Source organism: Thalassovita mediterranea (assembly GCA_019448215.1).
Taxonomy (GTDB): domain Bacteria; phylum Pseudomonadota; class Alphaproteobacteria; order Caulobacterales; family Hyphomonadaceae; genus Henriciella.
In genome coordinates, this window is the sequence record CP080408.1 from 2,325,364 (window position 1) to 2,338,554 (window position 13,191).

General features: G+C 62.0%; 15 protein-coding genes. 12 read left to right on the plus strand and 3 right to left on the minus strand.

Annotated features, from left to right (window positions below; all coding sequences use genetic code 11):
* Positions 1-107: 107 nt before the first annotated feature.
* Together KUV46_11435 and KUV46_11440 are read left to right on the plus strand one after the other, a co-directional pair.
* On the plus strand, positions 108-713 hold the full coding sequence (locus tag KUV46_11435) for a VTT domain-containing protein (GenBank protein QYI99950.1): 606 nt from the start codon (positions 108-110) through the stop codon (positions 711-713).
* A gap of 75 nt (positions 714-788) precedes the next feature.
* On the plus strand, positions 789-2,000 hold the full coding sequence (locus tag KUV46_11440; GenBank protein QYI99951.1) for a beta-lactamase family protein: 1,212 nt from the start codon (positions 789-791) through the stop codon (positions 1,998-2,000).
* A 216-nt stretch (positions 2,001-2,216) separates the two neighbouring features.
* Here the strand turns inward: KUV46_11440 and KUV46_11445 are convergent, their stop codons facing one another.
* The gene (locus KUV46_11445; protein QYI99952.1) at positions 2,217-4,184 is read right to left on the minus strand and encodes an EAL domain-containing protein; all 1,968 of its coding nucleotides are present in this window, start codon (positions 4,182-4,184) and stop codon (positions 2,217-2,219) included.
* 233 nt (positions 4,185-4,417) lie between these two features.
* Here KUV46_11445 and KUV46_11450 point away from each other — a divergent pair, with 233 nt between their 5' ends.
* Both KUV46_11450 and KUV46_11455 read left to right on the plus strand, forming a co-directional pair.
* On the plus strand, positions 4,418-5,305 hold the full coding sequence (locus tag KUV46_11450) for an Hsp33 family molecular chaperone HslO (protein ID QYI99953.1): 888 nt from the start codon (positions 4,418-4,420) through the stop codon (positions 5,303-5,305).
* Between the two features lie 100 nt (positions 5,306-5,405).
* On the plus strand, positions 5,406-6,446 hold the full coding sequence (locus KUV46_11455) for an NADP-dependent oxidoreductase (protein ID QYI99954.1): 1,041 nt from the start codon (positions 5,406-5,408) through the stop codon (positions 6,444-6,446).
* Here KUV46_11455 and KUV46_11460 read toward each other — a convergent pair.
* Both KUV46_11460 and KUV46_11465 read right to left on the minus strand, forming a co-directional pair.
* Positions 6,443-7,072: a 1-acyl-sn-glycerol-3-phosphate acyltransferase gene (locus tag KUV46_11460; GenBank protein QYI99955.1), complete on the minus strand. Its 630-nt coding sequence runs from the start codon at positions 7,070-7,072 to the stop codon at positions 6,443-6,445. The genes KUV46_11455 and KUV46_11460 overlap by 4 nt on opposite strands.
* Before the next feature lie 2 nt (positions 7,073-7,074).
* A complete protein-coding gene (locus KUV46_11465) occupies positions 7,075-7,230 on the minus strand; it encodes a hypothetical protein (protein ID QYI99956.1) in 156 nt (51 codons plus the stop codon).
* Between the two features lie 92 nt (positions 7,231-7,322).
* On the opposite strand from KUV46_11465, the gene KUV46_11470 reads away from it, so the two are divergent.
* The 8 genes from KUV46_11470 (at position 7,323) to KUV46_11505 (ending at position 13,187) form a co-directional block, all read left to right on the plus strand.
* Positions 7,323-8,582 carry a terminase family protein gene (locus tag KUV46_11470; GenBank protein ID QYI99957.1) on the plus strand — a complete coding sequence of 420 codons (1,260 nt, stop codon included), beginning with the start codon at positions 7,323-7,325 and terminating at the stop codon, positions 8,580-8,582.
* 167 nt (positions 8,583-8,749) lie between these two features.
* Positions 8,750-9,865, plus strand: coding sequence for a phage portal protein (locus KUV46_11475; protein ID QYI99958.1), 1,116 nt, complete (start codon positions 8,750-8,752; stop codon positions 9,863-9,865).
* Positions 9,862-10,086: a hypothetical protein gene (locus KUV46_11480; GenBank protein ID QYI99959.1), complete on the plus strand. Its 225-nt coding sequence runs from the start codon at positions 9,862-9,864 to the stop codon at positions 10,084-10,086. Before KUV46_11475 ends, KUV46_11480 begins: the two co-directional genes overlap by 4 nt.
* Positions 10,083-10,493, plus strand: a complete 411-nt coding sequence (locus tag KUV46_11485) for an HK97 family phage prohead protease (protein QYI99960.1) — start codon at positions 10,083-10,085, stop codon at positions 10,491-10,493. Before KUV46_11480 ends, KUV46_11485 begins: the two co-directional genes overlap by 4 nt.
* Before the next feature lie 12 nt (positions 10,494-10,505).
* The gene (locus KUV46_11490) at positions 10,506-11,681 is read left to right on the plus strand and encodes a phage major capsid protein (protein QYI99961.1); all 1,176 of its coding nucleotides are present in this window, start codon (positions 10,506-10,508) and stop codon (positions 11,679-11,681) included.
* A 110-nt stretch (positions 11,682-11,791) separates the two neighbouring features.
* Positions 11,792-12,340 (plus strand): phage head-tail connector protein, encoded by a 549-nt coding sequence (locus KUV46_11495; GenBank protein ID QYI99962.1) that lies wholly within the window; start codon positions 11,792-11,794, stop codon positions 12,338-12,340.
* Entirely contained in the window at positions 12,337-12,771 is a 435-nt protein-coding gene (locus tag KUV46_11500) for a DUF3168 domain-containing protein (protein ID QYI99963.1), read from the plus strand. Before KUV46_11495 ends, KUV46_11500 begins: the two co-directional genes overlap by 4 nt.
* On the plus strand, positions 12,768-13,187 hold the full coding sequence (locus KUV46_11505) for a phage major tail protein, TP901-1 family (protein QYI99964.1): 420 nt from the start codon (positions 12,768-12,770) through the stop codon (positions 13,185-13,187). Before KUV46_11500 ends, KUV46_11505 begins: the two co-directional genes overlap by 4 nt.
* Positions 13,188-13,191: the final 4 nt, after the last annotated feature.

Below are 13,191 nucleotides of genomic sequence, written 5' to 3' on the forward strand. Positions count from 1 at the left end.
GCGCAGGTAGGTCACCGCTCTGGCAGGTCAATACAGTGCCATTAAGTCCCATGCGGCTTTGCCAGTGGTGAAGGGAACATCGCGGTTCCAATAACCGTTTGCGATGCATGACGGAGACCCTGACAGAGCAGCCCGACCAGTCCGTACGGGCCAAGATTGCATCCTGGGCCAAGGGTCCGCTTTTCTATCCCATCGCTGTTCTTGTTGGCTTTCTCGAAGGCAGTTTTGTCGTCGTGCCGATGGAGCCCGTCTATATTCCGATGATGGTAATGAAGCGCAAACAGGCCTGGCTTGTCGCGCTGGCGCTACTGCTCGGCAATGTGCTGGGCGGCCTGCTCATCTACTGGCTGGGCGCAGTTCTAGCGGATGACTTGCTGCAGCCAATGATCTCCATGTTTGGCGCGCAGGAAACCTATGACGCGACACTTCAGAAACTGAGAGAGGATGGGTTCACGACCCTGTTCATGATTGGCGTGACGCCGTTCCCGTTCCAGGTCGGTGTGGCGGCTGCAGGCGCGGCTGGCTTCTCGGTCCTGCTTTTCATCGTGGCTGTGACGGCTTCGCGCTCAATCCGGTTTCTTGTTATCGCCACTCTTGTGATGATCGTTGGTCAGAGTGCCGAGAAGATTCTCAAAAAGTACGATGTCGAGATCTTCGTTGGCGGACTTTTACTGTTTGCCGGTTTTGCGACCTATCTCGTCTTCTTCAGCTGACCCTGCGTCAGATATCTCTCTGCTTGATATCGCGCGGGCGCTCGTTTCATATCCGCGTCAAAAGATATGGGAGGAATGAGCGTCATGTCAGGTCAGGTCCACGGGCATTGCGATCCGAAATTTGCTGAAGTCCGCGAAGAGTTTGAGCGCAATTTCGCCGAGCGCGGCGAGAAGGGCGCATCGGTCTGCCTCAGTGTTGGCGGTGAGACGCTGGTCGACCTCTGGGGCGGCGTTGCGGATGTGAAGACGGGCGAGGAATGGCGTGAGGATACGGTCTCGATTGTCTTCTCCTGCACCAAGGCTGCGACTGCGATCTGCGCGCATATCCTGATCGACCGCGGCGAGCTTGAGCTGCAGGCGCCGGTTTCGAATTACTGGCCTGAGTTTGCGAAGGCCGGGAAGGAAAAGACCACGGTCCAGATGATGCTGAACCATGAGAGCGCCATTCCAGCGCTGCGGGAGCCGGTGAAAGAGAAGGGCTTCCTCGACTGGGACTACATGATCAAGCGCATGGAAGACGAGCCAGCCTGGTGGGAGCCGGGTACGCGCAATGGCTATCATATGGTCAATTTTGGCTGGACGGTCGGCGAGCTGGTGCGCCGCGTTTCCGGCAAGTCGCTGGGGCAGTTCTTTGCTGATGAAGTGGCCGGGCCGACGGGGGCGAAATTCTGGATCGGCCTGCCGGACGGCGTTGAGCCGCACATCGCTGATATACTGCCTTACATCCCACAGAAGGGTGACCCGGTCTCTGATTTTGCGGGTCTTCTGATGGGGGACCCGACCTCCATTCAGGCGCTGTCCTTTCTGAATAATGGCGGGTGGGGCGCCAATGACAAGGATGCGCACAAGGCTGAGATTGGCGGGGCTGGCGGTATTTCGAATGCGCGCGGTCAGGTCGCCATGTACACGCCGCTGGCCGTGAATGATGGCTCTCTAGTGTCAAAGGATCGCGTGTCGGCCATGTCGATGGTGTCCACGGCGACCCAGCGGGATGCGACGCTTCTGGTGCCAACGCGCTTTGCGTCCGGCTTCATGAAGTCGATGGACAACCGCGCGCTTCCGGGGGCGCAGGCGCAGTCGGCCATTATCGGCAAGGAAGCGTTCGGCCATGTCGGCGCGGGTGGCCATATCGGCTTTGCTGACCCCGAATGCGGTCTCGCCTTCAGCTATACGATGTCACAGATGGGCCTTGGCCTGCTGATGAATGAGCGCGGCCAGTCTCTCATCGATGCGGCCTACCGGGCCCTCGGCTACCGGTCGAACGCGCCGGGCGCCTGGGTGAAATAGCCTAGACCAATTCCGCTTTCAGCGGGATCGGTCGTCGGTTTGTTTGCGCTCACGCCAGCCCGTTGAAGCTGCCACTGGCGTGGCCTTCTCCGCCTTCATTTGATCCACTGGATCAAATGATCGCTGCGCGACCGGCTCCGAAGCTCCGCGGGGGCGGTGCATTCGCGCCGGGCTCGCCTTGCTCGCTTCCGCGTTTCCATCAAAGTCGGAAACGCTCTAGCTCGCCAGCGACAGGAGCTGGTCGTGAAACTCGATCTGCAGGACCATCTGGGTGTCGCCGCCAGAGAGTGGCTTCGAATAGTAGAAACCCTGTATCTGGCCGGCGCCAAGATCGCTGATCAGATCGAACTGTTCCTGGGTCTCGACGCCTTCGACGACGCAGGACAGTCCCATATTTTCGCAGAGGTCGAGGATTGAACGAAGCACGTTCGCGCTTTTCTGATTGTGGGTCAGGTCGCGGACAAAGCTGCGGTCAACCTTCAACGCGTCGATCGGCAAGCGGTGGACATAGGCGAGGCTGGAGAAGCCGGTGCCGAAATCGTCGATGGCAATGCGCGCACCGGCAGCCTTGATCTCTTCCAGCACGTCGAGCGCGCTTTCGAAGTCCTTGAGAACGGCCGACTCGGTGATCTCAAAGATAAGACGGGAAACCGGGAAGCGGGCCTTGCGGGCAATGGACAGCAGACGCGAGACAGCGCCCGGCGTGTTGAGGCTGACGGCTGAGAGGTTGAAGCTGAGCGTCAACTCACCCGGCCAATGGCAGGCTTCCGTGACGGCCTTGCGGAACAGGGTTTCGCTCAAGCGGCCGATGATGCCGGAATTCTCGGCGATCTGGATGAAACGGTCGGGGCGAACGTTTCCGAGAGTTGGCGAGTACCACCGTGCAAGTGCCTCCAGGCCGCAGGTGTGCCCCTTATTGAGGTCGAGCACTGGCTGGAACTCCACCGACATCTCCTTTTCGAGGTCTGCATGACGCAGGCCCTGCTCAATGGCGCTATTCTCGAAGACGAGCCGCTCATGCTCCTGAGAGAAGAAGACCGGTTCGGACTTGTTGTGATGCTTGGCGTAATAGAGCGCATAGTCGGCGCGGTCGAAGAGGTGACTGCGCGTGTCGGCAGTGTGTGGGAAGCGTGCAAGGCCGATGGTGGCTGACAGATTGGCCGAGCCATCGTCGAAATCGTAGGGCTGACGAAGCATCTCGCAGGCCTGTCGCGCGACTTTTGTGACGTCCTCATCGCTGAGCTCGCTGCGGATCAACAGGCCAAATTCGTCGCCCGCAAGCCGGGCCACTGTGACGTCATAGTCGGCGAAGGCTTCCGTCAGGCGGCTGGCGGTCTCAATCAGCACGGCGTCACCTGCCGGATGACCAAAGACGTCATTGACGGCTTTAAAGCCATCAAGGTCGAGCAGGGCGACGACGAAGGTGCAGTCGCTGCCGGAGCATTGCTCAACCAGTTCATCGATCTCGAACAGGAACTGGCGGCGATTTGGCAGGGAGGTCAGGCTGTCCGTGTTGGCAAGCCGGTGATTTTCTTCCGACAAGGCCTGGAGCTTGTTTCGCTGGCGCCCATGTTCCAGTTCCTGCTCAACCAGCTGGACGAAGTCGCGCTCGATATTGATGAGAATGTGCCCCAGCACAACAGAGACGAGCGCGAGATTGAAGGCGACCGACGTGTAGGCAAACGAGCCTTGCGAGAAGAGCAGGATACACGTCAACGGCGTTACTGTTGCCAGCACGAGGATGGCGGCCTGTCGCAGATGGACGAGGCAGAAAGCGCAAGCTGAGACTGACACCGCGTTGAAAAAGATGGCCTGGGCGTTCTGGCCGGTGTCGCCAAAGGGCAGGAACAGGATTCCCCACACACCAAAGATGGCGCCAACCGGGACAACAAGCAGGATAGTGTTGCGAAGGCTGGAGAAAACCTGCGCATCGGTCAGCGTTGTATTGCGCGTCCGCAAGTATTTGAGGGCCCTTAGCGCCATGAAGCCGAGCATGACAGCTGGTATGTAGACCGTCATCATATCTGGCGCCGAGCCGAAATGGGTGAGGGACAGGCCAAGCAGGTTGATGCCAAGGATGCTGTACATCAATGGGACTTGCTTGCTGAGGGCCGCGTACCGGGCGCGGTTGACTTCGACGTCTTCTGGCTCAAGTGTCAGGAATGAACGCAGGTTGGAAAGCACGGCGACGTCCTTTTTAGTCTACTGGGACTCCCGCTTAGACAATTGAGCTTAAATTGCGCTTTCGGGCATATGTGCGATTTCACCGAATTCGGTAACAGTCAGGCATTCGGCCGGTTTTCAGGGCCTGCAGCCTGCTTCTTGTCTGTGGACATGCAAGCCGCCACATGACGCGCGAAGACGAGAGATAGCGAGGACTGAAATTGAGCTCAGTATCACCAGCGCAAGATGATTTCGTGGCCGCATTCACCTCTGACGCGCTGCCGATTACCGGGCGCATTGCGCGCATGGGGCCGCGTTCCCTGTCGCCAATACTACAGCGTCACGCCTATCCAGACCATCTTGGAGAAATCCTCGGTGAAGCCGTTCTGCTGTCTACGCTGATCGGGTCGGCGATGAAGTTTCAGGGCCGGATCCTGGCGCAGGCAGAGGGTGACGGGCCTGTCTCCATGCTGGTCGGCGAATACAGCACTGATGGCAGTGTGCGCGCCTATTCCCGCTATGAGGCCGAACGCTGGGCCTATCTGGAGAAGGTAAACCGCGGAGAGAAACCGCACATGCCGCAGCTCTTCGGGCCACAAGGTGCGCTGGCGCTGATCATCATCCAGGATAATCGCAATGTTCAGCCCTATCAGGGCATCGTGCCACTGATGAAAGGCTCTCTGGCTGAGTGTGCTGAGGACTATTTCCATCAGTCGCAGCAAGTGCAGACCTGTCTCGCGCTATCCGTGAAGCGGGACGCGGCCGGTGAGTGGCATGCTGGCGGCATGATGATCCAGAAAATGGCAAGCGATGACGCGCGCGGCGACACAGACGAGGGCTGGCGCGAGGCGATGGCGCTGTTCAACACGCTCGAAGCTGATGAGCTCTGTTCAGAGGAGCTGCCAGCGCAGGATCTTCTCTATCGCCTGTTCCATGAGGGCGGGGTGCGGATGCAGTCGCCAGAGCCGCTGGACGACAACTGCACCTGCAATGAAGAAAGACTGCGCCACACACTGTCGGGCATGCCGGACGAGTCGCTGCGGGAGATGGCCGAAGAAGACGGCACGCTGGGCGTCGACTGCCAGTTCTGTGCGCGCCACTACGACATCCCCGTCGATGCAGTGACCGGCGCCACGAACTAGACGCTGCGGGCGGGGCGAGGCGTTCCGCCCGGGCCGCTTCCCGTGAGGTCAGTATTGATCTCGCCGCGCGTTCTGCGCTTCAAGCATGTAAGAGAGATGCATGAAGCTGGAGGAACTCGCCGTGGCACGAATGAACAAGACCTGGATCCTGAAGAAGCGGCCTGTCGGCGATGTGGGCGAGGGCGACCTCAACCTTGTCGAAAGCCCGGTGCGCGACCTGAAGGACGGTGAGGTCTGCCTGCGGACCATTTATCTGTCGCTGGACCCGACCAACCGCATCTGGATGTCTGACCGCGAGCAGTACATGCCGCCCGTCCAGATTGGTGACCCGATGCGCGGCGGCGGTATTTCCGTCGTCGAGGAGAGCCGTTTCGACGGACTCAAGGCAGGCGACATCGTCAATACCGGGCTTGGCCAGTGGTCGCTCTATCAGGTGAAGTCGGGTGCTGAGGTTAACAAGCTGCCAGAGCTGCCGGGTGTGCCGCTGACGGCTTTCATGGGGCCGATCGGCATGACGGGGATGACGGCGTATTTCGGCCTGATGGATATCGGCAAGCCTAAGCCGGGCGAGACAGTCGTGGTGTCGGCGGCTGCGGGCGCTGTAGGCTCCATGGTTGGCCAGATCGCGAAGATCCAGGGCTGCCGCGTCGTTGGCATTGCTGGCTCTGATGACAAGTGCAAATGGCTGACCGAGACCGCAGGCTTCGATGCCGCGATCAATTACAAAAAAGAAGATGTCGGCGCGGCGCTGGACCGCCATTGCCCGGACGGGATCGACATCAATTTTGAGAATGTCGGCGGCGAGATCATGGACACGATCCTGATGCGCCTGAATGATTTTGCGCGCATGCCGCTCTGCGGCCTGATCTCATCCTACAATGCGACCGAGCCGGTGCCGGGGCCGTACAACTTCTCCATGCTGCTGATGCGGCATGTGACGCTGAAGGGCTATATCGTCACCGACTATATCGAGCGCTTCCCGGAAGGGATGCAGGCGATGGCTGGCTGGTTGATGGAAGGCAAGCTGAAGTTCGAGACCGACGTGGTCGAAGGGCTTGAGAATGCGCCATCTTCGCTGGAGCGTCTCTTCACAGGCAAGAACCTCGGAAAGCTGGTCGTGCAGGTGTCTGAGCCGAACTAGGGTTCGCCGTCCTCCGACATCGAGAACTTTGCGCGGTGGCGGCCCTGCGCGCCTGCATAGTATGAGCGTATCTTCGGCAGGTCGGCGGCGTAGTCGCCTGTCGGCTGGAACAGGCCGCGTACCGTGATCGTGCGTGACCCATAGTCGAGAACGGTGATGAGCAGGGGCACCTTGGCGCGAAGGGCGATGCGGTAGAAGCCGCTCTTCCAGACAACAGTGCCCGCGCGCGTGCCTTCTGGCGCGACGGCGAGGACGAGCCTGTCTGCAGCGTCGAAAGCGCCTGCCATCTGGTCGACGAATTCACCGGCGGCATCGCGGTCGACAGGTACGCAGCCAAGCCAGCGGATGAAGCCTCCCAGCGGATGATCAACGAGGGATTTCTTGCCCATCCAGCGCAGCTTTACCCGGTAGTATCCGGCCGCCATGAGCATCCAGAAGCCATCCCAGTTCGAGGTGTGCGGGGCAGCGACGAGGACGACCTTGTCGGCCTGCGGCCAGTCGCCATCGACCTTCCAGCTCCCGACCCGGAGAATGAGGGCGCAGACCTGTCGCCAGATCCATGAGACGGCAGATGAGCCGGCCGCAGGCGCGGGCCGGGCGCTTGAGAGTGGAGATGTAGCGGCCACGCTTAGTCTTTGCGTTTCTTGACGGCGCCCTGGAGCGTGAAACTGAAGGCGAGCGACAGGATCAGCGGGACCCAGATCGGCAGGGTGCCGAGGCCCGGTGTTTCCAGCGCGGCAGCAAGGTGGTCGTCAACGCACCACCAGAGCAAGAACAGGAACATGTTGGCTTCCTCCCCACGCTGCCAAGCTTAGCAGGCTGGGGCGGGGCGGCAATCTCTCCGACCGTATTGGCTGCGCAGCTAGTCTGCGGGCGATGACAGATACAGTGAATGAGCTGGCGGGCGATGCGGCCCTGCCATTTGTGCTGACGGCGCGTGGCCCGCAGTGCGCGCCCGCTGGCGACTGGAATAGCTGGCTGGCGCTTGGCGGGCGGGGATCTGGCAAGACGCGGGCTGGGGCTGAATGGGTGCGACTTGGCGCGCTGTTTGGCGGGCTGCGTTCCATCGCTCTGGTCGGGCCGACCCTGCATGATGTGCGTGAGACGATGATCGACGGGGTCTCCGGCCTCTGCCAGATCGCGCGGACGGGCGAGGCGCCGCCTGTCTATGAAAGCTCCCGCAGGCGGCTCGTCTGGCCGAATGGCGCGGTGGCGCAGGCTTTTTCTTCTGAGGACCCTGACAGTCTGCGCGGCCCGCAATTTGACGGGGCCTGGTGCGATGAGGTGGCCGCCTGGAAGAAAGACAAGGATACATTCGAGATGCTGCAGCTTGGCCTGCGCCTCGGGCGGCATCCGCGCGCGGTCATAACGACGACGCCGCGGCGAACGCCGCTCATCCGTCAGCTGATGAGTGAGGGCGGTGTGGCCGTCACTCGAAGCGCCACGCGGGACAATGCCGACTTCCTATCGCCTGCCTTCATCTCGCACATCGAGGCTCGCATGGGTGGCACGCGTCTTGGCCGTCAGGAGCTGGAGGGTGAGTTTCTCGAGGCCGAAGACGGTGCTTTCTGGACCCGCGCAATGCTGCTGGCTGCGCGTGCGGGCAGGCCGCCGTCAAAGCTCGGCGATATCATCGTCGCGGTCGACCCACCTGTCAGTATCGGGGAAGGCGCCGATGCCTGCGGCCTGATCGCGGCAGGAACGACCAATGCGGCCGGAGGTGGCGTTCAATTCTGGGTGCTGGAGGATGCAACGCTTCTGGGAAAATCGCCTGCAGTATGGGCTGAAGCGGCCGTGACGCTGGCGGTCCGTATGGGCGCGAGCCGGATTGTTGCCGAAGCCAATCAGGGCGGTGAACTGGTCCGTTCCGTCTTGCGGTCAGGCGGGTGCGATGTGCCGATCCAGCTTGTGCATGCGCGGCTTTCAAAGACAGCGCGGGCGGCGCCCGTGATCGCGCTTTATGAGCGCGGGCGAGTGTCGCATGCGGGACAGTTTGCCGAACTGGAAGAAGAGATGCTGCAGTTTGGCAGCAGCGGGATGCAGGGCTCACCAGACAGGGTGGATGCACTGGTCTGGGCAATCACGACGCTGGAGACAGCTACCGGGCGTCAGCCGAGCATTCGTCAGCTCTGGTAGTTTCGTACTGGGACGGATGTTGCGGTGTCCCGCGCGATCCAGCCGCCACTATTGGCGTCCCGCCATTTCGTCCGACCGGAGGGTTCTCCCGGCTAGAACTTCATCAACGCTGAAAAACACGGGGCGCGCCTTAGCGGAGCGCCCCAAGCGAAGGAGAGCGGTGATAGATGAGATGGCCCTGGCAGACAGTCGAGACGCGTTCGGCGCAGACCTCCTTTATCGCATTGGCGAGCCTGCCGGGCGCAGGCTGGGGCAGTCATGATGCGAGCGCGCTGATGCGCGATGGCTATGCCGGAAACGCAATCGCCTACCGTTGCGTGCGGATGATTGCGGAGGCGGCCGCGTCCATACCGCTGACGACGAATGATGAAGATGTAAGCGCGCTCCTGTCGCGGCCGTCGCCAGATGAAGCGGGCAGGGTGCTGCTAGAGCGGCTTTATGGCGATCTGCAGATTACGGGCAATGCCTGGGCAGAGGCCGTGACGCTAGCCGGGGAGGCCACGCCCAAAGGTCTTTACGGGCTGCGCGCCAATACCGTCCGTCTACAGATGAATAGCGAAGGCGGCCTGATCGGATGGGCCGTGCGCAAGCGCCGCGGCGAGCGGATCATCTATCGCGAGGCCGATGGCTGGAGCCCTGTACTGCACCTCAAACTCTATCACCCGTCTGACAGCGTGATGGGGCTTTCCCCACTGGCGGCGGCGCGCAAGGCGCTGGATCTGCACAATGGCGCCGCAGCCTGGGCAAAAGCGCTGATCGAGAATGCGGCGCGGCCCTCTGGCGCGCTGGTCTATGACGGCGAGGGGGCGGGCCTGACGCCGTCGCAATTCGACCGTTTGAAGGAAGAGCTGGAAAGCGCGCATTCGGGTGCGGCGAATGCCGGGCGTCCGTTGCTGCTCGATGGCGGACTCGACTGGAAGCCGATGTCACTGTCCCCCGCAGAGATGGATTTTGCAGGCACGCGCCATGCGGCCGCGCGAGAGATCGCGCTCGCCTTCGGCGTGCCGCCCATGCTGCTCGGCATTCCGGGCGACAACACATATGCGACCTATAAGGAAGCGAACCTCGCCTTCTGGCGCCTGACGGTTCTGCCTTTGGTCCACAAGGTTGCCGACGCGTTGAGTGTCTGGCTGTCGGGACGGTTCGAGGATGTCGAGGTGCGCCCGGACCTTGAGAATGTGCCAGCCTTTTCAGGTGAGCGTGATGCACTCTGGGCGCGGCTTGAGGCGGCGAGTTTCCTGACCACCGAAGAGAAGCGTGTGCTCGCGGGGCTCAGCCAATGATCGAGCGCAAGATAACGGCCGGTTTCATTCTGGCGCTCGCGCTTCAGACGGGCGGGGCGCTCGTCTGGGCAGGGGCCGCGGCAGAGCGGATTTCCATGCTGGAACAGCGCGCGGATATTGCACGCCCGGTCGCCGAGCGACTGGCGCGCGTGGAAGCCCATCTCGCGGCCATCGAGAACCAGCTGGACCGGATTGAAGCCCGGCTGGAGGCGAAGCCATGAAAACCGCGCCGTTTCTGGTTGAAGGCTATGCGGCCCTGTTTGGCGCGGCGGATCTGTCTGGCGACGTGGTGCGGGCCGGTGCGTTTGCGCGCAGCCTGAGAGCGGGCGCTGTGCCCATGCTGTTGCAGCATCGGTCCGGTGCAATCGCCGGGCGCTGGACGCGCCTTGTCGAGGATGGTCGCGGGCTTTTCGTCCGCGGGCTGATTGATGGCGCTGCCGCATCGCGCGCAATTCAGTCTGGGCTTTCGGGCCTGTCTATCGGCTTTCGCGCGCGGCTCTGGAAGCCCCGGCCCGAAGGCGGGCGTGACCTCATCGACATAGACCTTGTCGAGATATCGCTGGTGGCCGCGCCAATGCAGCCACTCGCCCGGTTCACACAGATTGGAGGGGCCGCGCGGGCGGCCTGAGGAAGGAGAAGAATGACCAAGGAAACGAAGATGGCAGCCGATGCAGGCGCTGCTGCGACAGCCGACGTGCTGGCGGCGTTCGAGGCCTATAAGCAGGCCAATGATGAGCGCCTTGCCGAGATCGAGGCGAAGGGCACGCATGACCCGCTGCTGGATGCAAAGCTGAAAAAGCTGGACCGCCGCCTTGATGAGATCAGCCTGAAAGCTGCCCGCCCGGAAGAAGCCTCACCAGCACGATCGGGCACCGAGCAGGGCGAGGCCTGGTCGCGCTATCTGCGCAGCGGCGATGAGAGTGGGCTGGCACGTCTGGATGTCAAATCCCTGTCTGCGGGCACCGATGATCAGGGCGGCTATACAGCGCCGCCGGAACTCGATCGCCTGATTGAGGCAAGGCTGATGCAGGCCTCGCCGATGCGTCAGATTGCAAGCGTGCGCCAGACGACGGCAGGCGTTTACCGCAAGCCTGTCAGCCTCGGTGTCGGTGCGGCCTGGGTTGCTGAAACGGGCGCGCGGGCGCAAACGACGACGGCGGGGCTCAGCCTGCTCGAATTCCCTGCGGGCGAGCTCTATGCCATGCCAGCAGCGACGCAGACGCTGCTCAATGACAGCTATGCCGACGTCGATGCCTGGCTGGCCGATGAGGTCGAGGCAGCCTTCTCCATTCAGGAGAGCGCAGCCTTCGTGACAGGTGATGGCGACGGCAAGCCGAGGGGCTTCCTCGATTATGATGTCGTCGCTGAGGCGAGCCATGTCTGGGGCAAGATCGGCTCGGTCGCGGGCGATTTTACCGCCAGCGATGCGGGTGACCAGATCATCGACCTCATCCAGACGCCTAAGAGCCAGTACCGCTCCAATGGTCGTTTCGTGATGAACCGCAAGACGGTCGCATCCGTCCGTAAGCTGAAGGATGCGGACGGCCGCTATCTCTGGCGCGCTGGCATGAATGGCGAGGGGCAGACGATCTTCGGCTATCCGGTGACTGAACTGGAAGACATGCCGGACATCGGTACGGGCAATGCGGCGATCGCTTTTGGTGATTTCCGGCGCGGCTATCTGATCGTAGACCGGCAGGGCGCGCAGGTGCTGCGCGATCCCTACTCGGCCAAGCCATATGTCCTGTTCTACACGACCAAGCGTGTGGGCGGCGGCGTCCAGAACTTCGACGCCATCAAGGCCATGGTCTTCTAGCGCGGTCACCAAAGTCAGCCTGCGAGCGATCGCAGGCTGATACCGCCCCGTACCGCGACCGCCTCGTGTCGCCCGTCGGGCAGGCAGCTCTCAATAGATGGAAAACGATTATGACGCTGACGGTTCTTACACCGCCAGACGAAGAGCCTGTGTCTCTTTCAAAGGCGAAATCCTATCTGCGCATCGGGCATGACGGCGAAGATGAGCTGGTGACCTCGCTCATCGCCGGGGCGCGCGCGGCGCTGGAAACGCAAGCCGGGCTGTGCCTGGTGCGCCGGACGCTGCGGTGGAGCTTTGCGGTCTGGCCGCGTGACCTGATGGTGAGGTCTGGTGTCAGGCTGCCCGCCGGGCCTGTCAGCGAGCTTGTGTCTGTTCGGAGCTGGGCGGGGGAGGTTGAGACCGACTTGACCAGCCGCTTCGTGCTGGATGGCCAGCGCCTGTGCCCGCGCCAAGGCAGCTGGTTGCCAGCGATAGAGGCAGGCGCGCGGGTGGACGTCGATTTCGTTGCTGGGTTTGGCGGCGCGGCGGATGTGCCAGAGGACCTGTCGCTTGCGGTGCTGGTCATGGCCGACGCCGCTTATCGGCGCGGCAGCAGTGATGTCATCGTATCCGAAGCGGCAGAGGCGATCATCGCTGCGCGCCGTGAGGTGCGGCTATGAGCGCAGCGACATTCCCATCAGGCGTCGAGACAGAGCTCCAGCTTGCCGTGATGGAGGCTTTGCGCAGCGATGCGGGTGTGCAGGCCTATCTCGGAAATCCTGCGCGGATCTTTGATGGCGATAGCGATGAGCCCGTCTTTCCCTGTGTCGAGCTGGAGCGCCACGATGTGCGCCCGAATGGGAGTGCAGGCCATGCCGGAAGCGCTCATACGCTGAGCTTTGGCTTGCGAAGCCGGATGGGTGGGCGCGCTGAGGCGATGGGCATTCTAAGCGAGCTTCGCCGTGTGATGGACGCGTTTTCCTTTGCCTCTGAAGGGCTGCGAAGTGTGCTGTCCCAGACGCTCTATAGCGACGTGATGCGCACGCCGGACCTTCGTGAGTTTCGTGGTGTGCTCCGGGTGCGGATTATTCTTGAGGGAGTGGGCGAATGAGCGGGCAAAGAGGACGCGACGTCCTGATCAAGATTTCTGACGGCGCCACGCCGGATACCTTTTCGACGGTGGCGGGCATCCGCACAAGCAGCTTCGACCTCGAACAGAAGAGTGTGGACGCGACGAGCATGGACAGCCCGGGTGGCTGGCGTGAACTGCTCGGCGAGGCAGGGCTGCGCTCCATACGGGTGCGGGGACGCGGCCTGTTCAAGGATGCGGCCAGTGACGCCCGGCTTCGCGCGGTGTTTCTTTCGGGGGAGCTTTGCAGTTTCAAGCTGTGCGTGCCGGGCTTTGGAGACTTCACCGGGCCATTCCAGATCGCGCAGCTTGGCTGGGCGGGTAGTTTCGATGGCGAGGCGACCTTCTCGATCGACCTGCAGAGCGCCGGACAGATCACATTCGAGGCAAGCGCATGAACGG

Excerpts from the sequence above, each read along its gene's own strand:
- KUV46_11435 (QYI99950.1), top strand. The coding sequence starts at position 108 with ATGACGGAGACCCTGACAGAGCAGCCCGACCAGTCCGTACGGGCCAAG.
- KUV46_11440 (QYI99951.1), top strand. The coding sequence starts at position 789 with ATGAGCGTCATGTCAGGTCAGGTCCACGGGCATTGCGATCCGAAATTT.
- KUV46_11455 (QYI99954.1), top strand. The coding sequence starts at position 5,406 with ATGAAGCTGGAGGAACTCGCCGTGGCACGAATGAACAAGACCTGGATC.
- KUV46_11465 (QYI99956.1), bottom strand. The coding sequence starts at position 7,230 with ATGTTCCTGTTCTTGCTCTGGTGGTGCGTTGACGACCACCTTGCTGCC.
- KUV46_11470 (QYI99957.1), top strand. The coding sequence starts at position 7,323 with ATGACAGATACAGTGAATGAGCTGGCGGGCGATGCGGCCCTGCCATTT.
- KUV46_11475 (QYI99958.1), top strand. The coding sequence starts at position 8,750 with ATGAGATGGCCCTGGCAGACAGTCGAGACGCGTTCGGCGCAGACCTCC.
- KUV46_11480 (QYI99959.1), top strand. The coding sequence starts at position 9,862 with ATGATCGAGCGCAAGATAACGGCCGGTTTCATTCTGGCGCTCGCGCTT.
- KUV46_11485 (QYI99960.1), top strand. The coding sequence starts at position 10,083 with ATGAAAACCGCGCCGTTTCTGGTTGAAGGCTATGCGGCCCTGTTTGGC.
- KUV46_11490 (QYI99961.1), top strand. The coding sequence starts at position 10,506 with ATGACCAAGGAAACGAAGATGGCAGCCGATGCAGGCGCTGCTGCGACA.
- KUV46_11495 (QYI99962.1), top strand. The coding sequence starts at position 11,792 with ATGACGCTGACGGTTCTTACACCGCCAGACGAAGAGCCTGTGTCTCTT.
- KUV46_11500 (QYI99963.1), top strand. The coding sequence starts at position 12,337 with ATGAGCGCAGCGACATTCCCATCAGGCGTCGAGACAGAGCTCCAGCTT.
- KUV46_11505 (QYI99964.1), top strand. The coding sequence starts at position 12,768 with ATGAGCGGGCAAAGAGGACGCGACGTCCTGATCAAGATTTCTGACGGC.